Annotated in this window: 14 protein-coding genes; 7 read left to right on the top strand and 7 right to left on the bottom strand. The window is 45.7% G+C overall.

Annotated elements, in window-relative coordinates; genetic code table 11:
• Positions 1 to 3 precede the first annotated feature (3 nt).
• Together ACDG22_RS09545 and ACDG22_RS09540 are read right to left on the bottom strand one after the other, a co-directional pair.
• Complete coding sequence (locus ACDG22_RS09545) at positions 4 to 2,085, bottom strand: discoidin domain-containing protein (protein WP_270230386.1); 2,082 nt, start codon at positions 2,083 to 2,085, stop codon at positions 4 to 6.
• Positions 2,086 to 2,137: 52 nt separating this feature from the next.
• The gene (locus ACDG22_RS09540) at positions 2,138 to 5,746 is read right to left on the bottom strand and encodes a glycoside hydrolase family 38 N-terminal domain-containing protein (protein ID WP_370858872.1); all 3,609 of its coding nucleotides are present in this window, start codon (positions 5,744 to 5,746) and stop codon (positions 2,138 to 2,140) included.
• Between the two features lie 127 nt (positions 5,747 to 5,873).
• On the opposite strand from ACDG22_RS09540, the gene ACDG22_RS09535 reads away from it, so the two are divergent.
• Positions 5,874 to 6,362: a hypothetical protein gene (locus ACDG22_RS09535; protein ID WP_370858882.1), complete on the top strand. Its 489-nt coding sequence runs from the start codon at positions 5,874 to 5,876 to the stop codon at positions 6,360 to 6,362.
• A 298-nt stretch (positions 6,363 to 6,660) separates the two neighbouring features.
• On the opposite strand, the gene ACDG22_RS09530 is transcribed toward ACDG22_RS09535, so the two are convergent.
• From ACDG22_RS09530 to hcp, 5 genes are all read right to left on the bottom strand, one after another.
• The gene (locus ACDG22_RS09530; RefSeq protein WP_270230198.1) at positions 6,661 to 10,479 is read right to left on the bottom strand and encodes an AAA family ATPase; all 3,819 of its coding nucleotides are present in this window, start codon (positions 10,477 to 10,479) and stop codon (positions 6,661 to 6,663) included.
• Positions 10,476 to 11,732 (bottom strand): exonuclease SbcCD subunit D, encoded by a 1,257-nt coding sequence (locus ACDG22_RS09525; protein WP_270230197.1) that lies wholly within the window; start codon positions 11,730 to 11,732, stop codon positions 10,476 to 10,478. The genes ACDG22_RS09530 and ACDG22_RS09525 overlap by 4 nt, the downstream gene beginning before the upstream one ends.
• On the bottom strand, positions 11,729 to 12,454 hold the full coding sequence (locus ACDG22_RS09520) for a TIGR02757 family protein (protein WP_270230196.1): 726 nt from the start codon (positions 12,452 to 12,454) through the stop codon (positions 11,729 to 11,731). The genes ACDG22_RS09525 and ACDG22_RS09520 overlap by 4 nt, the downstream gene beginning before the upstream one ends.
• Positions 12,455 to 12,562: 108 nt before the next feature.
• On the bottom strand, positions 12,563 to 13,027 hold the full coding sequence (locus tag ACDG22_RS09515) for a MaoC family dehydratase (protein ID WP_007568600.1): 465 nt from the start codon (positions 13,025 to 13,027) through the stop codon (positions 12,563 to 12,565).
• A 78-nt stretch (positions 13,028 to 13,105) separates the two neighbouring features.
• The gene (gene hcp, locus ACDG22_RS09510; RefSeq protein WP_270230195.1) at positions 13,106 to 14,761 is read right to left on the bottom strand and encodes a hydroxylamine reductase; all 1,656 of its coding nucleotides are present in this window, start codon (positions 14,759 to 14,761) and stop codon (positions 13,106 to 13,108) included.
• A gap of 115 nt (positions 14,762 to 14,876) precedes the next feature.
• On the opposite strand from hcp, the gene ACDG22_RS09505 reads away from it, so the two are divergent.
• The 6 genes from ACDG22_RS09505 to ACDG22_RS09480 all read left to right on the top strand — a co-directional run.
• Complete coding sequence (locus ACDG22_RS09505) at positions 14,877 to 15,494, top strand: Crp/Fnr family transcriptional regulator (RefSeq protein WP_007568596.1); 618 nt, start codon at positions 14,877 to 14,879, stop codon at positions 15,492 to 15,494.
• A gap of 568 nt (positions 15,495 to 16,062) precedes the next feature.
• On the top strand, positions 16,063 to 17,595 hold the full coding sequence (locus ACDG22_RS09500) for a tetratricopeptide repeat protein (protein WP_370858871.1): 1,533 nt from the start codon (positions 16,063 to 16,065) through the stop codon (positions 17,593 to 17,595).
• Positions 17,596 to 17,818: 223 nt separating this feature from the next.
• Positions 17,819 to 20,107 carry a TonB-dependent receptor gene (locus ACDG22_RS09495; protein WP_270230199.1) on the top strand — a complete coding sequence of 763 codons (2,289 nt, stop codon included), beginning with the start codon at positions 17,819 to 17,821 and terminating at the stop codon, positions 20,105 to 20,107.
• A 111-nt stretch (positions 20,108 to 20,218) separates the two neighbouring features.
• Entirely contained in the window at positions 20,219 to 21,751 is a 1,533-nt protein-coding gene (locus ACDG22_RS09490) for a tetratricopeptide repeat protein (protein ID WP_370858870.1), read from the top strand.
• A 208-nt stretch (positions 21,752 to 21,959) separates the two neighbouring features.
• A complete protein-coding gene (locus ACDG22_RS09485) occupies positions 21,960 to 24,242 on the top strand; it encodes a TonB-dependent receptor (RefSeq protein WP_270230192.1) in 2,283 nt (760 codons plus the stop codon).
• Positions 24,243 to 24,362: 120 nt separating this feature from the next.
• Positions 24,363 to 25,949: TonB-dependent receptor (locus tag ACDG22_RS09480; RefSeq protein ID WP_370858869.1), on the top strand; the 1,587-nt coding region annotated here is incomplete at its 3' end.

The raw sequence follows: 25,949 nt of genomic DNA, 5'->3' as shown, positions 1-25,949 counted from the left end.
TACCTACAATACACTTCCATATATCTCGATATCGGCAATACGGGCCCGCTGGTCTTCACCAGAGTCTGTTATGGAAAGACGTATATAGCGTGCCTTAACCGGAACAATATCGACATCTGTCACAGGCATTGTATTTCCAGACTGATAGTCAGCGCTTTCCCACTTCTTTCCGTCATTACTTACTTCCAGTTTAAAATCCCGCGTATTAAGCGAATCGGGCAATCCAACGTTTCCTGCATGGCGCACTACATACCGGCTTATCAGATACTTTTTCTTGAAATCAAATTGTATCCATGCTTTGCCGTCATCCGTACCCGAAACCCACATCTGTTTCTCAGCAGCAGAACCATCGGCCACCAGATCAGAAGATGTCTTCGAAAGCGACGTCTTTACCGTAACGTCCGGAGAGAGCGTCAAATTAAAAGGAAGTCCGTTTGCCTTTCTGTAAAGATTAAAAAAATGATCTCCCCTACAAATAACAATATTTCCCGGAGAAAGAGCCTCAAGACGTTCTTTCAGTGCTACAATATTATCCGGTCCCATTTTCCACGACTCACCTTGTGCCGAAAGAAAAAGCGGTTTTGAGCCATCAAATTTAGCTATCGTATCTTGCCAGAACGAGTAAATGACATCTACTCCGTTTGCATAGCAGGGTAGATTGGCTATCACCGGCAAATTACGGTCTTGCACTAAGGTCGGCAGTTTGTAAGGCTGGTGTTCCCAATCCTGTAATGTAAGTCCATACAAATAACGGCAATAGCGAGCATAAGCACTTCGCTGTTCATCATTTATTTCATCCCATATGGTTATAATCCTCAACCCACTTTTTTCCAGATATTGCTGAGTCCATTTCACATAAGGTGAAATAGCTTCCCCGCTGTCGCTGTTCCATATGTAATTGTGAGAGTCATAAATCAGGGAATACCCTAGTCCGGAAGGTCCGGAAGCAAAACAGTCGTTTTCTGTAGCTGTATCATAATAATAATTCAGCAACGCAGGTCCAAAGTCTACCAGTCCCGGACTGATTGTCCAGTTAATGGGAATACTTCCTCTGCCTTCTTTATCCCAAAGTTGCGACATGGCATGCTGGCAATACTGCACGTTGTCACCATCACTCAAGAAAAGAGCCAAATATATTTTATTCTCCAGTTCCGGCATCTTTGGAACCTTCGGATAATGAACCGGCTGTGACATTCCGGCATAAACAGTCGCATTCATATAAAAATCAGAAGGAATCGTAGAAAGACCATACTCGGCTGTCATCCCTACCCCAGAACGCTCCTCAGGAAACCATCCGGTAACCAGACTTTCCCCGGGTTTCATCTCCTTCAGGAATTTCCGCAGAATCACATTCTCATTCCATTTACGGGCATCGAGCCATACTATAGCTGCTCCAGACGCAACGGCAAGATCACGGACAAATCCCCTCTCCGGCGGTTGGCTCACCAAAAGGCGGTGAGTACATCTTTTCCAATAATACTTGTACAGATAATCGTAAATCTGAGTAGTACGCGTAAAATTCAACCGTGTAAGGTCTGTCCGGACAGGCAACTTGATTCCCTCATTCAGCAAAAGCTGATGGAGTGGCTGCGTTACAGGCAACAAATTTTCGATTCCGGCAACAGTAGAAGCAAGATTGGCATAGTGAATGTTTTTAGAAGGATCATAAAGCACTACACCGTCCAGTTCTGCCGCATATTTCCTCACCAGTTCGAAACGTTTTGCACGAGGCAGCTCATCCATACATAGCCCAAGCTTTTCAGGCCACTTGTACTTACCCTCTCCCGCCGGTTGAAACAAGAACAAACGAGGATGAGTTTTATTGACAAGCCCCTGCAGTACAGTAAACATCAGTTTTTCATCATCAGAAATTCCCTCTTGTATATCAAGGGCATCAAGTGTATCTGCCGGCATGGCAAAATGTGGAATAACCTGCCCGTAAGGCCAGGTTATTCCATTATCATTGCTCACATGCTTACTTACCGGAATATATTTGTTTACTCCCTGGGCAGAAAGCGAAACAGCAGCAAAAGCCGGAATACAAACTTTTAGCGTGACTTTGAGAAACCGTGATAATCCATTCATAGTCAAAGCTATTAATCTGTTTACAACAAACAATGATTTCACTAACAGTCAATTACCGGTAAACCTCTACCTCGTAAATGCGTACATCTTTCGACGAAGCAGCCTGTGTTCCTCTGGTCACAACCATACGGAGATAGCGATATGCCTTGTCCGAAGTGATTGTACGCAATACTACATTGCTGCGGTTACCGTCGAAGAAATCCACTGTTTGCCAGTCTTCGTCAACAGAGTTTCTTCCCATAAGGAAACACTGGCTCGTAATGAAAGATCCATTTTCCTTACCGGCATTCACAACTTTCCACCCTGTCAGTTTCTCAGCCTTGCCCAAATCAAATTCCAGGAAACTAGGTAGTCCGGCAATGTCACACCATTTAGTCGACAAGTCGCCATCTACAGCAGCCTGCGGACGTTCCTTTTCATTTACATAAGCCGACCATCTTGTCAGTTTTGCATTTTTCAGCAGATTTTCACCCGAAATCATTTTGTTGCCAGATACAAGTTCCGACAGTTCCTCATGGTTGTTTGTACGGAATAATTTTGTCGATGGTTTTACCGGCGAACGGTCTTCAGCAACGGCCGTAGCGGCAAAAATCACTACATTCTCATTCTGGGGCAAAACAACAGAGCGGACACCCTTAGGTATATCCATACCGAATTTGAACATATAAGTAAACTCGTAAGGACAATCTCCATCCGACGCATGACGATGAGTTCCGACATAAGCAATCTGGGCCGGTTTCAAATAGCCGGTAGTATGTCCCTCATGTCCCCATTGACCGACAAATCCTGTATAAGAAGGAACGACAAACTCCGAAGTCTGCTTTCCGCAGGCAATCTGTAAACGCTGGTCCTCAACAGAAGCGGCAGCCGCAAGGAAATACAGACGATTATAGCCTTCAGGAATCTCAATTGTATCATTCTTGCACGACAAGCCGTTGTAAGCTTCCTGTTCACCAAGACGGAAAGTTACCTGATCTACCGTTATCGAATCGGGAAGCAATTCAGCCGCATAGCTATAACCGGACTCGAAATCGGCCTCACTACGGAATTCGTTATAAGTAGCACACTTCTTGTCGTATGGAAGATTAAGTGCCAGACATTTCGGCTGATGTACCTCCATACCCGATTCAGCCAAACGGATCTTATATGTTTTCAAAGAGAAAGGCTTAACTGTAACCTCCAGCGTATTATCGCTGAAACCGGCTTTAGCAATTTCCTTCTCTGTTCCGTCGGTTTCAACAGCCTCCACAAGTTTACCGGCAAACGTCAATCTGGCCGATTGAGTTCCCTTACCGGCTACATCATATACACGTACCACATATTCATCAGCATCGACAGCTTTCTTCAATGCCTTGATTATCACGTTCGGATTGTCCGACGATACCATCGAGAAAGTACGTCCCATTTCACCTTTATGCTTATCTGTCTGGAAGGCTTTCAATGTCTGGTTCAGCACCTCTGCCTTCGATACCACTTCAGCCTTGTCAAGCTCACCCTGGTGAGGAAGCAGGCTGTAAGTAAATGTGTGATAACCAAAGTCCTGTCTGTCCTGATAAGTATATCCCTTGTCAGTCTTGGGCGTATGGAGCAAAGTAAGACGGAGCGTATTGTCCGAAGGTTTATCCCATCCGTATTTTCCGTTATTCATAATAGAAACTCCATAGTCCCCCTTGCGGTCGGTCAAATCGGCCCAGTAATGTCCGTAAACCTCATATGCTGTCACTGTATTATTTCCACGCTGCACACTACCCAAAGACAAGTCATAAGTAGCATTCGGATTAGACACAGCAAGCGGGAATTCCGCTTTCAGCAACGCATTTGTAGAGCGCCAGTCTATTTCATTGTAAAAATCGATACGCGGTGCGCGGGTTCCTTCGTACAGGCGGACATACTGACGGAACACTGACTCGCCATGTTTTTTCTCAATACAGATAGATTTACGCAAGTCACCGTCTTCCACCAAGGTCAGTTTCACTCCATGGGTGATAGAAACAGGTTCACGGTCTAATGTTTTTTTCAACACCTCCCATGCAGGCCATTCAAAAGATTCGTTTTCTGTAAACAATGCCAGACGGATAGCTTTTCCCGATGCCACCAGTTCTTTTCCGTTACGCTTATCCAGCAACGAAACAATATCTCCGTTTGCGTCAAAAGACAGTTTATAACATGAGTTCTCCAAGGTATTCGCATGCTGTTGTTTTACGGTCTGCATACCGGCTCCCGAAGTACGTACATCATAAACCGCATATCCAGTAGCCGGCACAGAAGCCTCAACCAATATATGTGCTTTACCGTCCTGATAACCCAGATACTGTGAAGCCACCTTCTTACCTTCGGCATTATATACGGCAATACCTTTGGGAGCTTTTGCAAATTCAACTTCTATCTCGGCAAGATCGTTTACCGCAAATCCCAGCGCGTTATACAGCACTACCGGAGTACCTTTTACATTCGTATCCAGCAAACGGCTCACCCCATTGACAGAAGAAGTCAGCACATCCGAAAATTGCTTTAGCGAAATAAGCTCATCATTCCATGAAAATTCATACGCCCGCGGTATGCTCGTACCTGTCAGGTCATCATGAAACTGATGGAAAAGAAAGCGCTTCCACGAAGTTTCAAGTTCCGACTTCGGATAATTTCCCTGGTTCAGCCACTCTGCCGCCACAGCCGCACGTTCGGCCGCGTCACCCAGCAGTTCATTCTGACGGTTATACCATTTCATGGCAGCCTGCGAAGTATAGCAGCCCGTGCCGTGTACATCCATCAGCAATTCACCGTCGAATACCGGAAGCTGCTCATGCTTTCCTGCATAATCTTTATAAAGCTGATCGCTGGTAGCACTGACCACCTCGATGTCGCCAGAGCCTTTTACTCCCTTTTCGACAGCACGTACGGAAGTGATTGTAGGTGAACCTCCCATATCACCGGTTCCATAATAACGGTAAACGGTACTCAGCGGACTTTCCTTTACCAGTTGCTTCAATTCTTCACTGTCCGACAAATCCTCATCCTTAAAACGGTGACCATAGTCATAACCATGCGCAAACATGATCTGATTGCCATCAATACCCTTCCACAGTCCGATGGTAAACGGATATTTTTTGTCGCCATAAAAAGGATGATTGCGCCAGCCTAGCTTTTGTGAAGAAAAGCCTATCAGCCCACAGTGATGAGCCAGCGACGGCAGTGTCCACCCAAAGCCAAAGCAGTCGGGCAAAAAGATATCCGTACTCTCTGTTCCGAACTCAGTCCGATAATAATTCTGCCCGTACAAAATATTACGGAGCACCGATTCGGCAGAAGGAACCAGAACATCATTGGCATCCCAGCTGCTTCCGGTGACATGCCAGCGTCCTTCCTTTACCCGCTGCTTCAACTCCTCATAACGTGTCGGGAAATATTCTTTCATCCAGGAATATTTCACAGCACCTTCAAAGTTAAAAACATAGTCGGGGTACTTACGGAGAAGAAACAGATTTTGGTTCAGCGTATTCCATACATACTCTTGAATGGTTGTCTGGATATCCCAGTTCCATTGTGTATCCAGGTGTGCGTCTGATACGACATACGCTTTCGGAGAATTCTGAGCGTTTTGAGCTTGCATCGCCTCCGATGCCAGAAAGCACAGGGAGGCAAATAATACAACAGGTTGTTTCATAGTTATTTATTTACGTCTGATTTAAAATTGATATGTACAAAATAACAAAAAAAGACAGTACGCAACCCAATAAGGGCTAATCAAAAAATGCGAAATTCAGGTCAGAAGACAAAAATGTCCCTATTATATACTCTTATATAATCGAGTAGGAGGAAAACGAAGTAGTTTTCTTCCTACTTTCGTTTTCCGACCTCTCACACCACCGTACGTGCCGTTCGGCATACGGCGGTTCTTTACTATGGATGCCTTTCGTATTCTTCGAAAGACACTTCCACGACATCTTCTTCAACCATCCATTTGTAGGTCTGCGCTCCTTTATACCCTTCGGATTCCGTCCTATCTCTTTAAAGGTAGCCCAATACTTCTGTTTTGGTTTTATGCATTCGTTCCAACAAACGGTAGTTTTCAGTTATGCCGTTTAAATAAAGTTTGGTCCTTCCCTATAGGCATGCATGCCTTGGGTACTACGACCTCTGCTGACTTCTCACGGCAAGCTTTACTCCATCATGGTACTTCGAATCATTCATCCTCACCATATGTCCGTGAGACCTCCTCGGATAAGGGTATTAACTTTCAATCTTATGTCTGCTCCATTTACACTAACCGTCCCGAATAGCTATAGGGCTTTAGTTTGTTTCGCAACCTTACCCACGGTCATATGCCTTATATGAAGTTTCTGTTCGTCAGACCAGATGTTTGCCGCCAGCTTCTTTCAGATTCCAACTCGCGATGGACACCCTTGCTTTTGGCTGTATGATTCCCGCTATTAGGGCTCATTGGGGACTTGCACCCGTTAGCTAATACTCATGCCGAGCATACAAAGATAAAAGCCCTGATATTTCTTTAATATACAGAGCTTTTATTCAAAAAGACAAATTAACGGATTCAAGCCCGGCCTTCAACAGGCATTCCGATTATACTATTTCGAGCGCGCTCCGCCCTCCCGAGCCGACCTTGACAACCCGGATCTGCGTACGGATCCGTTCACGCATCTCTGCCGTATGGCTGATGACTCCGACTTTCTTCCCCTGCATCGACTGCAAGCTCGACAGGGCATCTATTACCATATTCAGGCTGTTGCTGTCGAGCGTACCGAAACCTTCGTCCACGAACAAGTTGCACATCGGAATGTTACGCGACGAAAGCGACGAGAGCCCCAGAGCCAGTGCCAGACTGATCAGGAAAGTTTCCCCACCCGAAAGCGAACTGATGTTACGAACCTCATCCGCCCGGTCGTGATCGATGACACGGATTCCCAACGAATCCCTCACCTGCTCCAGACTATACCGGTGATTCAACATCCGAAGCTGTTCGTTGGCCTGACGTATCAGGAAGCGCAGCGTAAAGCATTGCGCCGTTTCGCGGAACTTGTCGCCGTTGGCATTTCCCAAAATATCATTCAGCTCTTTCCAGTCCTGATACGCCTTCCGCCTGCGTTCAAGTTCTTCGCCTGCCGACAGCATCTGTTCCACACTCCGGCGATGCGCCATCAGCATACCGCCCACCTGCAAACGCTCCTTGTCGAGTTCATCCAATGCACATTGTACCTTTTGCATCTCCTCCTGTAGCACAGCCGTCGGACTGGTATCTTCACCCGACTGTTCCAGCGGCATAACCTGCAAGTCGCGATGAGCTTCCATCGCTTTCCGGCGTGCTTCCATCTGTCCCTGACACCATTTTACCTCCTCATCCGCCAGCCGCACCTGTTCACGCTTTCCGTTCCAGTCTGCCGAAGGCGAGAAGCACATATCCAGCCGTTCTTTCGAAAGAACACCCACATGCTCTGCCGACTCATTGTAACGCATGATGAAATCTTCCACTCCACGTTGCGCAGACATGCAGTCAGCCTGCTTCTTCCGATACTGTTCCTCGGCAGCCTTCACGAACCCCGACAGCCGGCTGTACGATTCGGCCATCTCACTGTGAGCCTTATCAGCAAGCTGCACCTGTTTCTCCGCTTCCTCCAGTTGCAGTTTCAGCGTACGTTCCGTTTCATCCGGATCAGCACCGCCCAGCACCTGCATATAAGCCTTCAGCTTTGCCTCATAAACCTGTACAGCCCCGGCAGTCTCTTCCTTGTTTTCCTTCATGGCTGCCAGACACTCGGCCAACTGTTTCTCCAACGCCCCGGAAGCGACTTTCCGCTCGTTCAGCAAACCCACCGATTCCTGCTGCACACGAGTTGCCTCCCGATACTTGTCGTACATATCCGACAAACGGTCTGCCAGCTTCCCGAAATCCTGTTCGAAAGCCTGCTCCCAGTTGGGTAACGAAATTTCCTGGCGCAATGCCTCACGCAAATCACTGTTCGCACGTTCAAGTTGCTGCAATTCCGCACGCTTCTGCTCACTCTGTCCCTGCCGTTGTTTCAATTCCACGGTCCGGCGATGCAGTTCTTCACGCTGACGTGCACACACAACCTGATTCTCATCGTACGTACGGCGCATGGCAGTCAGCTCATTCTGTGCCTGCTGATAAGCATTCTGTTCGGCACGCACCTGCTTACCCTGTACCACAATCCGTTCCGATTCCGCCGTCAGCAAAGCCGACAAGGCAGGAGCATCTGCCCGTACAACATCAGCAGGCAGAGCGGGATAAGCAACAACCAGTGTAGTCCATTCGCCGACAGCCTCAGCCAGTTCCGCATTCAGCCGTCCGGTTCCCTCACGCAATGCCGACAACTTACCGTTCAGGTCCGAACAAAGCAGGCGCAATCCGCCGGGAGAAGCATCCAGCCGTTCCTCAATTTCCGTCTGTCGCTTGCGGCGACGAGCAATCTCCTCCTTGACAGGCTGCAACACTTCCGCTATTCCTTCGGCATACGGATGCTCCCGTGCACCACATACCGGACAAGGTTCTCCCGGTTTCAGCGCGGCACGCATATGCTCGGCACTCCGGCTGCTTGCCAGTTGCCACGCCTCCTCCAATCCGGGCAACAGACGGTTTATCTCTTCACGTTCCGTTGTCAGTACCTTCATCTCACGCATCGCGGCATCCAGTTCTTTAGTTATTTGTTCAGACGCAAGCCGATTTTCCGACAGACTCTTCCGGCGTTCCATTACCGCCGCCTGCAACTTTTTCAATCGCTCCAAGTCGGTATAACATTTCGTCACATCCGCCATCCGCTGCTGCAATGCCTCTACATCCACACCAGCCAGTGCCTGTGTTTTCTGCCGGATACTCTCCCGACACAGAACCAGTTCCTCATCCGATTTCTGCAAACGATTCTCTTCTTCCCGGCATACCAGCTGCTGATTTTCCAGCTCGATACCGTTTTTCTTCCAGTCTTCAGACTCTTTTTGCCAACGCTTTACAGCCTTATGAAGCGACTCCAGCCTGTCGGAAACCGCATTCTTGTTTTCCAGCATATCACGGTGTGGCATCAGTTCCGCCAACATCCGTTCCGCTTCCGCCTGCCGCTTCTGCAACTCCGCTGCCTGAAGCTCATTTTCCGCCTGCTCCTTTCTCAGCAATTCTTCCTTCTTCGCCAGCAAACTTTCCTCCTCTTTCAGGCGAGTCACGGTAGCCTGCTGTGCGTCCAGCTCCACCTTCTGCTTACGGGCTGCCGTCACCAGCGGAAGCATCTGCTCTTGTTTCTCACGGAGTACATTGTAATTTTCTTTTACATCCAGTAAAAGTTTCCGCTTCTCAACCTCTTCCTTTTCCAGCGCACTACACTGCAATTGTTTCCTACCGACTTCCTCTGTCAGCTCTTTCAGTTCACGTTGCAGATTCATGTAAGTCTGATATACATCGCGTACAGGAGCCACCTCATCGAGCATCCGCAACTCGTCCCGTACCGGCTGCAAGTTCTGTGCCTTTTCCGAAGCCTGTTTCCATTTTGCTTCCTCACCAGCAAAAGCCACCTCCAGCGCACACAAGTCTGCATACCATTTCTGCTGATCCTTCAACTTCTGGAGTTCAGCCTGCAAGGTACGGAAACTGGCGTCCAACTCCCCCTTACGCGTTTCCACTTCCGCCAGCTTTTCGTCGGACAGCTGATGTACGGCAAAAGCCTTTACCTGATTGAACACCTCATTATAAGCAGCTTCCGCCTCCTTATAAAACTCATAAATCTTACGGGCAACAGCCGTATAAAGTTCCGTTCCGGTCAGCTTTTCCAGCAAGACAGCCTTATCCTTGTCGTCTGCCTTGACAAAATTGGCAAATGAATTCTGCGCCAGCATCACCGTACGGGTAAACTGTCCGTAATCCAAACCGATAATGCGGTCGAGCCCCTCATTATTGATATTCTTATGTCCGCGCTTCTGACGTCCCCCTCCGGTTATTTCCACTTCCTTCTCGCTGGTTCTTCCCGCTTCGTCCACTACTATCCGGTACAGCCTGCGCTCCGGACGCGTATAATTGATGCGGGCTATGGAACACGACCAGCGGGCACGATAGCGGAAACCGTCGCGCGCCAGAAACACCACTTCGGCAAAACACTCCTTCGTACCCTTGCGAAGAATGTTACGCGGGTCGTCAGGATCGAGCACCTGATCGTTGTTCGGACGCTCGGTATGATAATAATCGAAATTATCTGCCCCATAAAAACGAGGAGCAAGCCCGTACAATGCCAAACAGACAGCATCCAGAATGGTCGACTTTCCGCTTCCCGTTTCACCTACGATAGAAAACAAATCGGCACTCCGTAAAGGTTCACTCTCAAAATCAATCACCTGTTCCCCCTCGAGCGAAGCCAGGTTATACATGATTACTTTCAACAACTTCATTCATTGCCTCCTTCCCTGCGAGCCGCTTCCACAGCCCGTCTGGCAAGTTCCACCAGCTCATCGCGCATTTCGCAGCGGAACTTGTTCTGATAACTCTTTCTGATCACCTCTATCGGGTCGAGCGTCAGCAAATCGTCGACCGATTCCAACACCACTTCCCCGTCGCCAGCCGACTGCTGCACCCGATAAGCGATTACCGTCCGGCACAAGCGCACATTTTTCGACTGAAGGACATCCTCTACCTGCTTGTTGATGCCAGCCACGGGAGCGTCGAGCAAGACATTCACCTCCAGATACGGAACAGGCTCTTCTTCGCTCATTTTATCTTTATCGGGCAAGGCACGCAGTAAGTCGAGCACCTCGGTCAGCGGAAGCGGTTTTGGCGGAACAGAAACCAGCGGATGCTGCAAAGGATAGTCGAGGAACTCGGACACACCATTCAGGCGACCGTCCTCTATCTCATAATAAACAGCTCCGTGACGATAGCCCTTCTCTGCAAACGACATCGGCAGGGCACTACCCGGATACAGCCAGTTTTCACGGCCGTTAACTTTCTGATTACGATGCAAATGTCCCAACAAGGCTAACGTAACACTTTCATCTATTTCATCCAGACTGACCATTTCCGAACCACCTATCACGATACGCTCCGAAGAATTTTCGGCAATCTCACTCCCCGTAGCATATAAATGCGCCATCAGAATCAGCGCTTCCCTGCTCCGGTCGCGCCGGAGATTCGCCGCCTCAACCGCCCGACGCAGGAACTCTCCTACACCCTCCCCGTAACTCATACCACGGGTAAAGTCTCCATCGCGCAAGTAAGGCACGGCAAGCACCCAGGCACGTTCTTCCGGATGCGCTGCCGAACAGACAGGCAACAGCAAATCGTCCGGCAAGAAGTTACCTTCCTCCTGCCCGCGTATCAGCCCGCGCACATAGACCCGATGCCTTTCCAGCATCAGACGAGGCGCCTCAAGCCGTGCAGCCGAGTCGTGGTTTCCGGCAATTATTATCGTCTGCAACTGCGGGAAACGCTGCGTCAGCGTATCGAGAAAACTGTAATACAACTCCTGAGAGGCAGCCGAAGGATTACTCGAATCGAATATGTCGCCCGACACCAGCAAGGCATCAGGATTTTTCTGTCCGACAGCACCGAGCAGCCACCGAAGAAAATCGGCATGCTCTTCCTGACGGTCGAAGCCGTGGAAGGTATTCCCCAAGTGCCAGTCGCTTGTAGCCAATATCTTTATCATGGTAAGTTATCTGTTAATTCAGGATGATTCACCCCATAACCGAAAAGTGCGAAGTCGCCCAGACACGGATCGCCGGGAAACACCTCCGCCAATGCCTCTGTGATACACCGGGCAGCCGACAACGAAAAAGAAGGTTTATCGGTCAGTCCCAGCAGAAAAGCTACCCGGCACACATGCGTATCGAGCGGGATAATCAGGTCGGCAGGACTCATCCGCCGCCAGATACCGAAGTCGACAGCCGAATCACGACGGATCATCCAGCGCAGAAACATGTTGAGCTTCTTCTGCGGACTTCTGCCGGACACCCCCAAAAACGCACAAAGCTTCTGCATCGGATTTCCCGGAAAAGTCAGCAAGGCATCCTCCAGCGTACGATTCTCCGTATACACCGCATACAACTTCTCGAAATAAATACGGAATGCCGCATACGAAACCATCCGGTAAAAGCTCCGTTGGTTCCCACGACTGAAATCATTCTCCCAGCGTCTGGAAAGCACATACTGCAAGGGAGCACGTCCCATCAGTCCATCCAGTTCGTCTACCTTGCGGAGAATCATCCGGCGATTTCCGAAACTCAGGACGGCAGTCAGCAGTCCCATTATTTCAATATCTTCCTGCCGGACATAACGGTGCGGGAATTGTACGGGATCATTCGCGATGAAATCCGCCTGATGATAGGCTTCCGCCCACTCACGCAACTGCCGGCAAAGTTTTTCTGTCATAATCAAAACACATATAAAAACAACGATGAGATTCACTACAGAAACCAGATTATCCTGTAATGAATCTCATCGTCCTATTCAAAATATCTACAGACAGTATGCCGTACATCAGTTGAAGTAATACAGGAAAGTAGCGATACCTTCGAGTGCTTTCTTCTTCTGTCCTTCTATTTCGATAGCGAATTTAATTTCAGCCTTAGCCGTTCCGCGTAAATTAACCAGCGAATGCAGGTCGGCAACCATACGGATTTTCTGTCCCGACAATACAGCCTGACCGAACTTCATTTTGTCCATTCCGTAGTTTACCATCATCTTCAGGTTGTTTACTTCGATAATCTGATTCCAGAAATACGGAAGCAACGACAAAGTCAGATAGCCGTGTACGATTGTGCTCTTGAAGGGGCTTTCCACTTTCGCACGTTCTACATCGACATGAATCCACTGATGATCCAGTGTAGCGTCGGCAAACTGGTTGATGCGCTCCTGTGTAACTTCCAGCCAGTCGGAAACTCCGATCTGCTGACCGATCATTTTTTCAAATTCCTCGTAAGAATTAATAATAGCTTTGCTCATATAGTACGATTTTTATGACGAATTAATGAACAAAGGTAAGTAAAATATCGGATACTTAATAAAGTAAGGAGAAAGAATTTATCCCAGCAAACCGAATTTCTTCAAATCTTCGTCGACAGTGGTAATGCCTCCTATCCCGAAGGTATCGACCAGCACTTTTGCCACATTCGGCGAAAGGAATGCAGGCAGTGTAGGGCCCAGATGAATGTTCTTCACGCCCAGACTCAGCAAGGCAAGCAGTACAATCACCGCCTTCTGTTCGTACCACGCGATATTATAGGTAATCGGCAGTTCGTTGATGTCGTTCAACTGGAAGACTTCTTTCAGCTTCAGAGCGATAACGGCAAGCGAATAACTGTCGTTGCACTGACCGGCATCGAGCACACGCGGAATACCGTTTATATCGCCCAAAGGCAACTTGTTGTATTTGTATTTTGCACATCCGGCAGTCAGGATAACCGTATCCTGCGGCAATGCCTTGGCAAAATCAGTATAATAATCGCGGCTCTTCATACGGCCGTCGCATCCAGCCATCACCACAAAACGCCGGATAGCTCCACTCTTCACAGCTTCCACTACCTTATCGGCAAGCTGAAGAACCTGATTGTGCGCGAATCCACCGATAATCTCCCCGGTTTCCAGTTCTACAGGCGGCTGGCACTGCTTGGCAAGCGCAATTACTTCCGAATAATCCTTATGTCCGTCGGCACCCGTTTCAATGTGCTTGCAACCCGGATATCCGGTCGAGTTTCCGGTAAACATACGCTCCTTATATGTTGCATTCGAGAGCGGCGGCACAATACAGTTGGTTGTAAACACAATCGGACCGTTGAACGCCGTAAACTCCTCACGCTGCTTCCACCACGCGTTTCCGTAGTTGCCAACAAAATGCTTGTACTTCTTGAAAGCAGGATAATAGTGTGCCGGAAGCATTTCGCTGTGCGTATATACATCCACTCCCGTTCCCTCAGTCTGTTTCAGCAAGTCTTCGATGTCATGCAAGTCGTGTCCGCTGATCAGAATACCCGGATTCTTGCCCACCCCGATATTCACCTTTGTAATCTCCGGATTGCCGTAACGGGTCGTATTTGCCTCGTCGAGCAGTGCCATCACCTTGACACCCATCTCTCCCGCCTGCATCACCTGCGCCACCCATTCGTCGGCTGTCAGTCCGCCGACAGCAATTTTCGCCAGTGCCGCCTGCATGAACGCATGAATTTCCCCGTTGCTATACCCCAGACGCATGGCATGTTCGTGATAAGCCGCCATACCTTTCAGACCGTAAACAAGCAGTTCTTTCAGCGAACGCAAGTCCTCGTTTGCCTCACGCAATACACCGACCGCAGCCGCTTTCTCCTCGAACGAGTCCTTTTCCCCCTTCCACTCCAGCTCGTCTACTCCGGGAAGTGCAATACCCCGCGCAGCAGCCTCAGCCTTCAGGTCATCACGCAGACCGATTCCTTTCTCTACCCGGCGTAAAATACTTTCATCGTCGAAATTGGCATTCGTAATGGTAGAAAACAAAGCATCCGTCACAAACGAATCGACTTCCGCCGACACCTTTACCGACTGCTCACGCAAAGCACTGGCAGCTACCGATACGCCTCTTACCGTAAAGAGCAGCAAATCCATATAACGTGCCGTACTGCTATTCTTTCCACACACACCTTTCAGCACACAGCCGGTTCCCTTGGCTGCCTCCTGACACTGATAGCAAAACATATTTCCTTCCATATTCAGATAGTCATTAGTGATTTTTTATTAAGTTTGTGCAAAGATGCCGCTTTCTGCCGGCAATAACTGTAACCTATGTTACAGCCATTCTGAATAATCGTTAAATGAAGACTAAATGAACGCCATACAACTTTTACAGCTTCCCTTATTTCAGGGCATATCCGAAGCGGCAGCCAGACAGTTGCTTGCCGAAGCTCCCAACAGTGTCCGTCGCTATAAAGAAGGCGACTTCATTGCCCGTCAGGGAGACCCCTGCCGTTCGCTCTATATATTATGTACAGGAAACGTACGTGCACAAATGGAAAATGCGGAAGGGAAACAAGTTACCATCGACCGGATAAGTGCTCCCGAAGTACTCGCTCCAGCCTTTATATTCGCATCGGAGAACCGCTTTCCGGTAAACATAGAGGTGCAGGAAAACTGTGAAGTACTTGTGCTCGACAAGAACTACTTTCTGGAATTCATGCACAGCCAGCCTGTCATCATGAAGAATTTTATCGAAATGATTTCCGACCGCAGCCTTTTTCTAAGTAAAAAATTAAATGAATTCGCCCTGCAAAGCCTGAAGTCGCGTCTGCTGAATTACCTGAAAATCAACGGACGGATAGACAATCAGCAGGAAGTGGCTTTCATTTTGGGAGTGGCACGCCCTTCGCTGGCACGAGCCTTATCGGAGCTGATAGCCGAAAAGAAGGTCAGCATGAACGGAAAAGAAGCCATTATTACAGAATGACAGACAAGTCGTGCCGCATAATAAAATGACATGCTGATTTCTCCATTATCACAAAATTGGAGAAGAGGATCAAGCCGGTTCCAAAAAATCAGAATCTCACCGCTTCTACGGAATCCAGATAGACAGCCATTCCTTTCGCCAAGAAACATTATTCATAAAACAGAACACAATCGTATCACAGCGAGAAACTTTCTCGCCTGTTTTAATAGCACAATGCCATGAGTAATCCGTTTCATTTAAAAGAAATTCCAGAGGCAAAAACAGGAAATTTCAACCTGATTCCTGCTTCAAAATAAAACATGCCGAAACTTCGAATAAAATAACAGGATGTTTTACCCCAAACATCAGCATCTTTCTGAGGAAACAACAGGTCATTTTCACCTCCAAAAGCTTTAACATAAAGGTCGTTTTTAACTATTACAGGGATTTAGCCTGCAAAAATCCGAAGCAGATACAGGTTTGTCATTAACATTTCTCTCTATTTACAGGAAGAATTACGGACTTCCATGCCTGACAGATTTGTCGGAATGCCGTAAAATCGTATATTTGCACAGCCAAAAGAAATGCAATGAAGAAAACAGCTTACTTCCTGCTGTTGCTTCTGCTGATAGGAGCATGCGGTTGCCGCAACCGGAAAACATCCTACCCTCCCCTGATCAGACAGGCGGAGTACTGGGCAGAAGCTTGTCCGGACAGTGCCATTGCCTGTCTGGACTCGATCGACGCATCCTTGCAGGAACTGACGGAAGAAGAACGGATGTACTGCCACATGCTACGAATCAAAGCCGAAGACAAACTCTATATTCCGCACACCTCCGATTCACTGATAAACCGCATAGTACGCTTCTACGAGCAGCAAGGAGATGACCGGAGGCTGGCGGAAGCACTTTACTACAAGGCAGGAGTGTACCGCGACTGCAACGAACCATCAAGGGCAATACGTACATACCTGAGTGCAGCCGAGGTGGGCTGCAACCACGATACGCTGAACGGTCGCATCTACGGACAACTGGCGGCCCTGTATGCTTATCAAAAAGCATACCACGAAAGCATGAAAGCCTTAAGGCAGGCATTGGTATATAACATAAAATGCGATGGTTATCTGGGAATTGCCTACGGATGGAGAGATATGGCACGAATATTCGACCGGCAGTACAGTCCGGACAGCGCAGAAGTGTATTACAGCAAGGCATATAACCTGATGAAAGAAAAAGGATTCACCAGACCGGCATACGGTGTACTGAGCGAATGGGCCGACTTCAAATATGGAAACGGCAGAACAGAGCAGGCAAAAGACATGGCATACGAAGTGCTGGCACACCGTTTCAGTTCATTGTCAGCACTTACACTTGCCAAATCTTACCAGGCTGAAAACCGTCCGGATTCTGCCGAAGCATATTGTCGCAAAGCATTACAGGGAACCGACATTTACCATCACCGCACAGCCTATGGCATATTGAAGGAAATAGCACTCTCACAAGGCAAACAGGAAGATGCACACCGTTACGCCCGCTGCTATCGGGAGGTGTCCGACTCCATCAGCAGAATGACACGTACAGAAGCGACAGTACGCATCAATCACGAGGCAGAAAAACTTGATCTGCTCTCGCACATGAAAAGGCTACGGTATATACTGGCGCTGGCACTAATTCTGCTGGTGGCAGGAATGATTTATATGGGCAGGAATATCCGTGCCCGCCGCAAAGAGCCACAGAAGGATGAGGCGCATATAATAACCGAAAATCAGCATGAGGAGGAAAACCTAACACCCTCGACTGCCAGACAATCTTTTGCTGCATTCCTCTCCGTAACACGCAGTTCAGAACTGACTGATGAATACTGGCAACAGCTGACGGAGGCCATAAACAAGGCTTATCCTGACTTTACATCCAGACTGTATCAGTACTACCCGAAACTCTCCTCGCACGAACTCCGTGTCTGCTGCCTGACAAAGATAGGCATGTCACGCACGCAGATGGCAGAACTGCTGAGCCACTCGGTTTCATCCATCAGCAATACCCTGAGCCGGTTGTACACAAAGATAACCGGAGAAAAAGGCAGCGTGCAAAAAATGACCGAGTTCTTATATAAATTGGTATAATTTCTCCATTCCAACACTCAAGTATAGCTATTTTATTCTACTGAATATCAATAATTTGCAAAATGTGGACAAATTGTGAACATTGTTTTTTCGGCAAAAAGCACTTTTCCCATACATTTGATTCTACAAATTCGTTCATTCACAAAACGACAAAACATATCTTGATACTGCAAGTTATACTTTGTAAAACCTTATTTAGAGTATTGAAAAAATTTAATTACTTATGAAATTTATAGTAGGACTTCTATTTTTCAGCAGTAGTTTGCTAACTGTTTCTCTTCAAGCACAGTCTATACTGAAAGGTATTGTAAAATCAGAAACTGGAACTGCTGTTCCTTATGCATCAATTCAATTATTACAACCGGATTCTACTTTTGTACAAGGAACAGCAACCGATAGTACCGGTAACTATAAAATGACAGTACGGAAAGGAGAATATTTGATGTCTGTCAGTTCAATCGGCTATCTTACCAAGACAATTCCTGTAATTAGCAATGGTGAGAATGACAGGACATTACCAGTCATTACCTTACAGACTAACAATATAATGCTAAACAATGTAGAAATTAAAGGAAGTTCATTCATCCGTAAAGACGACCGAATACTGATAATTCCCGACAAGCAGCAGTTGAAACACTCACATACAGGATACGATTTGCTTTATAATCTGATGATTCCGGGCATGGATGTCGACCGCCGGAAAGGAACAGTATCAGCCATGGGCGGAAACGCCACTTTATATATAGACGGACGCGAAGCAGACTATCGGGAAATAAAGAATCTACGCCCGAAAGATATTGAAAGGATAGAATACATGGATATGCCCACCGGAGAATATGCCGGAGATAAAACTTCCGTAAATTTTATTACCAAGAAGCGGATAAACGGAGGTTATGTGTCGGCAGATGCGGACCAGACAATCGGTTATCTGAAAGGAGATTATAACTTGGGAGTCAAGCTGTATAGTGGTAATACTTCATATACGTTGTTTGGCGGACATTCTATGCAAGAATATGAGAATGAGGGAAGCGTAAATACAGAAACCTATTATTTTCCGGAACATAGTATTGTAAAACAAGGCAATACGGACTTAGACCGCAAGAAGAACAATAGACAATATGCACAGTTGAATATATTGAACCAGACCAACAAACGAAAACTGATGGCCAAGATGGCGTTGGTACACAGTGAAGAGCCGGGCAGTGAACAGGAAAGCAGCCTGACCTATTCGGAGCTATACCCCAGCTCATCCTCCCATAGCAGGATGGAACAGCGCTCGCTGAAACCGTCGTTAAACCTATATGGAGAATTCCGTTTCAATAAGAATCAGAAATTGCAGTGTACGCTGAATGGAGATTACACCGATAACAGTTATGACCGCTCGTATCTGGAAAACAAGTTTATTTCACATAGCAATGTGCAGGAAGAAATGTACACGCTTTCTCCTTCGGTGAAATATTATGCCAAGTTTAAACACGGTAACTCTCTGACAGCTCAAGTTCGTCATATACATCGTATCAGTTCGACTACCTATAAAGGTGATTCTCCTTCCTGGCAACATCTGTGGTCGGGTGAAACCTTATTGTTTCTTAATTATAATCACAAGTTGAGCAAGAAACTCACGTTAGATGCACAAGCGGGTATGTCTTCCTTACAGTATCGTCTGCATGGTCAAGACAAAATCAGCCGGATCAGCCCGCGAGGTTCTGTAGCCTTGATGTACAGCATCAGCAAGAAGCAGTTCCTTGGCGGAGGAATGGCAGTAGGTAATGCCTATCCCGAAATCAATACCATCAACACGGCTGAACAGACAGTAGATATGCTTCATGTGAAACGTGGTAATCCATATTTGCCTAAGATTTCCATGTATTCGGCATCAGCCAACTATAGCGTACAGTTCGGGCGCTTTAACTTGTTTGGAATCTTCATGTATGATACGGAGATAAACACCACCCTGCCTGCTTTCTTTATTGAAGGGGATAAAGTGGTGGAAACATTCAGAGGTGACGGAGATTATCATTCGTTCCGTGGTGGATTGGATCTTTCGTACAAGGTGACTGATGCGTTACGTTTGAAAATTAGCGGACGCTGGCAGCGTGGATTGATAACAGGAACAGAAAAAGAACATGAAAACAGTGTGTACGGTAAACTGGACATCAATTACTTCTGGAAAGATTTTGCACTGAACATCTACGGACAAATGAAAAGCAAGGAGTTGAGTATGAGTGGTATTTACAGCGAACAGGACGGCTGTTATGGGCTGTCATTGAGTTGGAGTCACGGCAACTGGTCACTGGAAGGAGGTACGAATAATCCGTTTATCGACAACAGCAAGACACGAAATTATCTGACTTCGGAGGTATATAGTTTCGACCGTTACCAATATTACCGATATAATCAGCAAAGCGGATACGTAAAGGTAGCCTATACATTCGAATTCGGAAAGAAAACTTCCCGTGACAGAAATGATGTTGATTATAATATCAATAGCGCAATATTGAAAGTGGAATAATAGAAATAGGCAGCAACACAAGTAAGCTGCACGACTTTTACGGACTTCCATGCCAGACAAATTTGTTGGAATGCCGTAAAATCGTACATTTGCACAGCCTAAAGAAATGCAATGAAGAAAACAGCTTACTTCCTGCTGTTGCTTCTGCTGATAGGAGCATGCGGTTGCCGCAACCGGAAAACATCCTACCCTCCCCTGATCAGACAGGCGGAGTACTGGGCAGAAGCTTGTCCGGACAGTGCCATTGCCTGTCTGGACTTGATCGACGCATCCTTGCAGGAACTGATGGAAGAAGAACGGATGTACTGCCACATGCTACGAATCAAAGCCGAAGACAAACTCTATATTCCGCACACCTCCGATTCGCTGATAAACCGCATAGTACGCTTCTACGAGCAGCAAGGAGATGACCGGAGGCTGGCAGAAGCACTTTACTACAAGGCAGGAGTGTACCGCGACTGCAACGAACCATCAAGGGCAATACGTACATACCTGAGTGCAGCCGAGGTGGGCTGCGAATACGATACGCTGAACGGTCGCATCTACGGACAACTGGCGGCCCTGTATGCTTATCAAAAAGCATACCACGAAAGCATGAAAGCTTTACGGCAGGCATTGGTATATAACATAAAATGCGATGATTATCTGGGAATTGCCTACAGCTGGAGAGATATGGCACGAATATTCGACCGGCAGTACAGTCCGGACAGCGCAGAAGTGTATTACAGCAAGGCATATAACCTGATGAAAGAAAAAGGATTCACCAGACCGGCATATGGTGTACTGAGCGAATGGGCCGACTTCAGTTACGCACAAGGAAGGCATAATACGGCAAAAGCATTTGCCTATAAAATATTGGGTGACCATTTCGATGAATTAGCAGCTTTAGTACTTGCCAAATATTATTGGCAGAAAAACAATCTAGATTCTGCCTTATTCTATTCGGTTGAGGCATTACAGACAAATGACATTTATCATCACCGCACAGCCTATGGCATATTGAAGGAAATAGCACTCTCACAAGGCAAGCAGGAAGATGCACACCGTTACGCCCGCTGCTATCGGGAGGTGTCCGACTCCATCAGCAGAATGACACGTACAGAAGCGACAGTACGCATCAATCACGAGGCAGAAAAACTTGATCTGCTCTCGCACATGAAAAGGCTACGGCATATACTGGCGCTGGCACTAATTCTGCTGGTGGCAGGAATTATTTATATGGGCAGGAATATCCGTGCCCGCCGCAAAGAGCCACAAAAGGATGAGGCGCATATAATAACCGAAAATCAGCATGAGGAGGAAAACCTAACACCCTCGACTGCCAGACAATCTTTTGCTGCATTCCTCTCCGTAACACGCAGTTCAGAACTGACTGATGAATACTGGCAACAGCTGACGGAGGCCATAAACAAGGCTTATCCTGACTTTACATCCAGACTGTATCAGTACTACCCGAAACTCTCCTCACACGAACTCCGTGTCTGCTGCCTGACAAAGATAGGCATGTCACGCACGCAGATGGCAGAACTGCTGAGCCACTCGGTTTCATCCATCAGCAATACCCTGAGCCGGTTGTACACAAAGATAACCGGAGAAAAAGGCAGCGTGCAAAAAATGACCGAGTTCTTATATAAATTGGTATAATTTCTCCATTTCAACACTCAAGCATAGCTATTTTATTCTACTGAATATCAATAATTTGCAAAATGTGAACAAATTGTGAACATTGTTTTTTCGGCAAAAAGTACTTTTCCCATACATTTGATTCTACAAATTTGTTCTTCTCCAAACGAAAGAACATATCTTGATACTGCAAGTTAACCAAACGATTATTCAACATAACACATTTCTTATGAATAAAACCGGATTATTAATAATGTCATTGGCATTATTGGGCAACTCTATGCAAGCGCAGAATAAATTATACGGGACAGTAGAAAACAACGGAAAGCCATTGCCCTATGTAACAGTCCGCCTGCTAGAAACTGATTCAACTTTTGTTTCAGGAGTTACCACAGATACATTGGGGAAATATGTCTTCAGCAATATAGAGAAAGGAAACTATTTAGTAGCTCTCAGCTCAATCGGCTATAAGCCAGCGTTCATCCAGATAAAAATGTCTGATAAAAATTTAGAAGTTCCTCTTGTCACACTGGAAACAGAAAACGTTGTACTCGGAGAAGTTGTGATAAAAGGTACTACATTCATCCGAAAGAAAGACCATACGTTAATTATTCCAGACAAGCAACAATTGAAGCACGCCTATTCGGGATATGATGTTTTGTATAACCTGATGATACCCGGAGTGGATGTAGATCCTCGCAGCAAGAGTGTTTCTACTTCACGGGGAGCTGTAACACTTTATATCAACGGTGTACAGGCAGACTTACGTGAAATACAGAACCTGCGCCCCAAAGACATAGAGAAGGTAGAATACTATGATATCCCGAGTGGCATCTACACAGGTGATATTGCGTCTATTAATTACATTACAAAAGAGTATAAGGTGGGCGGTTACGTGACTTTAGATGCAGAACAGAATATAGGCTATACCAAAGGTGATTATAACATCGGAGCAAAAATAGCACATGGCAATACTAACTATACTTTTTTCGGTGGATACAATATGGCAGAGCATGACGGAGTACAAAATCAAAAGAATGAGCTGCTGTTTTTTCCAGACTATCAAGTCAATCGAAATCATATGAATGAAGGCGGCTTATACCACAGCAATCAGCAGTACGCCCAATTCAAAGTGAATAACAAGACGGATAAGCGTAATCTGTATGCACTAGTGTCGTTGACCCATAATGATACTCCGCATAATGACCAAAGCGAACAGTTAAATTATACCGGCTATGAAAATAAAAATGTAAGTTCATCGGAACGGGTAAGTGAAGAGAATCTGAAACCGTCCCTTTGTTTGGACGGAGTATTCTATCCCACAAAGGACCAACGTATACACGTCATGCTGAGAGGAAACTATGACCACAACACCTATCAGCGGAATTACTTGGAGGACGAACAGCGTCTGTTTACTAAAGCAGATGAAGACTTATACTCATTCAGAGCAATGGGTGTATATGGCATCAACTTAAAACATAATTCGTTTGGCGCAAGTTTTCTGCACGACCATCAGATTACTTCTTCCGCCTATACCGGAGATAATGAATCCTGGCAACACCTGTGGAAAGGCGAAACTCTATTTTATTTAAATTATACACAATATCTTTTTGACAAACTGACCATTACATTGTCACCCGGTGCATCACTGCTAAATTATAAGTTGCACGGACAGGACTTGCAAAAATATTGGACATTCCGCACTAACTCATGGATTCGTTACCTGATTAATGCCAAGCACCAGTTAGTAGGCGGTTTCGCCATGGGAAACTATCAGCCGGATATCAGCTATATTAATACAATGGATCAAAATATAGATTTTCTACAAATAAAACGAGGAAATCCTAATCTGAATAACCCGATCATACAAGAGTTTTTCTTCACTTATGATGCACAAGTGAAACCCTTTAATCTCCAGTTCAACTTCAACTATACGATTCTGAAAAATAATATTTGTGGGGATTATTATATTGAAAATAACAAACTTGTAAACAGCTACCGTTCAGATACTGACTATAAGAAATGGAAAGCTGAAGTTATATCATCTTGTAAATTGTCAAAGAATTTCCGTACAAACCTGAAGCTCAAATATGAGAAGCTGGACATTGCAAAGATTCCTATCTCGGAAGATAACTTTATGGCTACGCTTGATGTGAATTATTATTTCCATTCGTTTACGTTGAATGCTTACATGAAAACTCCAGAAAGAGGGCTTGACAGCGAATTGTTAGCACTCAAGAAATCACCGTGGAAGTATGGTTTCTCGCTTCGGTTTAACAAAAAGAACTGGCTGGCAGAAGCAGGTACAGATAGTCCATTTACCAAACATTCCCGCTATACGGAATATTCTCCTATCGGTATATATCAGTTCACGCAAGAAAGAACCAGCCGCATCTACCAGCGTACAGGTTACGTGAAACTTGCCTATACTTTCGATTTCGGACGGAAGACTTCGCGCGACAAGAACGATGTAGACCGAAGCATCAACTCGGCTATCATGAAAGTCAACTAAAATCATAAGCTGTAATGAAGCGAACGTAAGCTGCACGACTTTTACGGACTTCCATGCCTGGCAGATTTGTCGGAATGCCGTATAATCAACCAAACGATTATTCAACATAACACATTTCTTATGAATAAAACCGGATTATTAATAATGTTATTGGCATTATTGGGCAACTCTATGCAAGCGCAGAATAAATTATACGGGACAGTAGAAAACAACGGAAAGCCATTGCCCTATGTAACAGTCCGCCTGCTAGAAACTGATTCAACTTTTGTTTCAGGAGTTACCACAGATACATTGGGGAAATATGTCTTCAGCAATATAGAGAAAGGAAACTATTTAGTAGCTCTCAGCTCAATCGGCTATAAGCCAGCGTTCATCCAGATAAAAATGTCTGATAAAAATTTAGAAGTTCCTCTCGTTACACTGGAAACAGAAAACATTGTACTCGGAGAAGTCGTGGTAAAAGGCAGTTCATTTATACGTAAAGATGATCATGTATTGGTGATTCCGGACAAACAGCAGGTGAAACATGCCTCAACGGGATATGACTTACTATATAACCTGATGATTCCAAGCATTGAGGTGAACAAACGTACAGGAACAGTATCCACTTTCGGCGGTGAAGTCAGTCTGTATATCAATGGGGAGAAAGCCGATTACCGAGATGTGCAAAGCCTCCGCCCTCGTGATATAGAGAATGTGGAATATTATGACGTCCCCACAGGTAAGTATGCCAATGATGTAGCTGCCATCAATTATGTTACAAAGCAATACGAACGAGGAGGTTACATTGCTTTGGACGGCAAACAAACTATCGGTTATCTGGAGGGAGATTATAATGTAGGTAGTAAGATTGAACACGGAACAACTAGTTATTCTTTTTGGAGTGGATATACAATGATAAAAAATAATGGATCATACATAGAAAAAAGTGAAAAAATCGTATTTCCAGATTATAATATTAACCGAAATACAAAGACATTGGATGCTAATGTTACTGACAAGCAAGAATATATTCAGTTTAAGGTAAATGACAGAAAATCAAAACGTAACTTATCTGCCCAAATATCATTAGTTTGTAGCAATTCGCCTGAAGACAGCAGGAATGATTTATTGAATTACTCCGGATTCTATGAAGAAAATGTTTATTCTTCAAACCAGCGCAAAGAAAAAAACATAAAACCCTCTGTTCAATTATATGGCGATTTCAACTTATCTAAACGCCAAACATTAAATCTTTCTTTAAAAGGAGGTTATTCTCAAAACAGTTATTCACGCTATTACTCAGAAAATAATAATTTGTCACTAACTGACGCTAATGAGGATTTATATTCATTTGATATTTCGGCTAAATATAATATCAAACTTAAAAATCACAATTCCTTTGGAATTGATTTACAACATCATCATAAAGTTACTTCTGCACTATATGATGGAGATTATTTATCATGGCAGCATCTATGGATGGGGGAAACAATGTGCTATATAAATTATTTTCATCAATGGAAAAAATTAAATCTAATATTTAAACCAGGATTCTCATGGCTTAATTATAAATTACATAACGAAGCTATACAACGACATGTATCGTTAAGAATGGGAACAGTACTCTTTTATAACATAAATAAAAAGAATCAATTAGCGGCTTCATTGAATATCGGAAATGACCAACCTGATATCAGTTATATCAACAATGTGAATCAGACAATT

The sequence above is a fragment of the Phocaeicola coprocola genome (assembly GCF_041333015.1).
Classification (GTDB): Bacteria; Bacteroidota; Bacteroidia; order Bacteroidales; family Bacteroidaceae; genus Phocaeicola; species Phocaeicola coprocola.
This window is presented reverse-complemented; position numbering and strand designations above follow the sequence as displayed.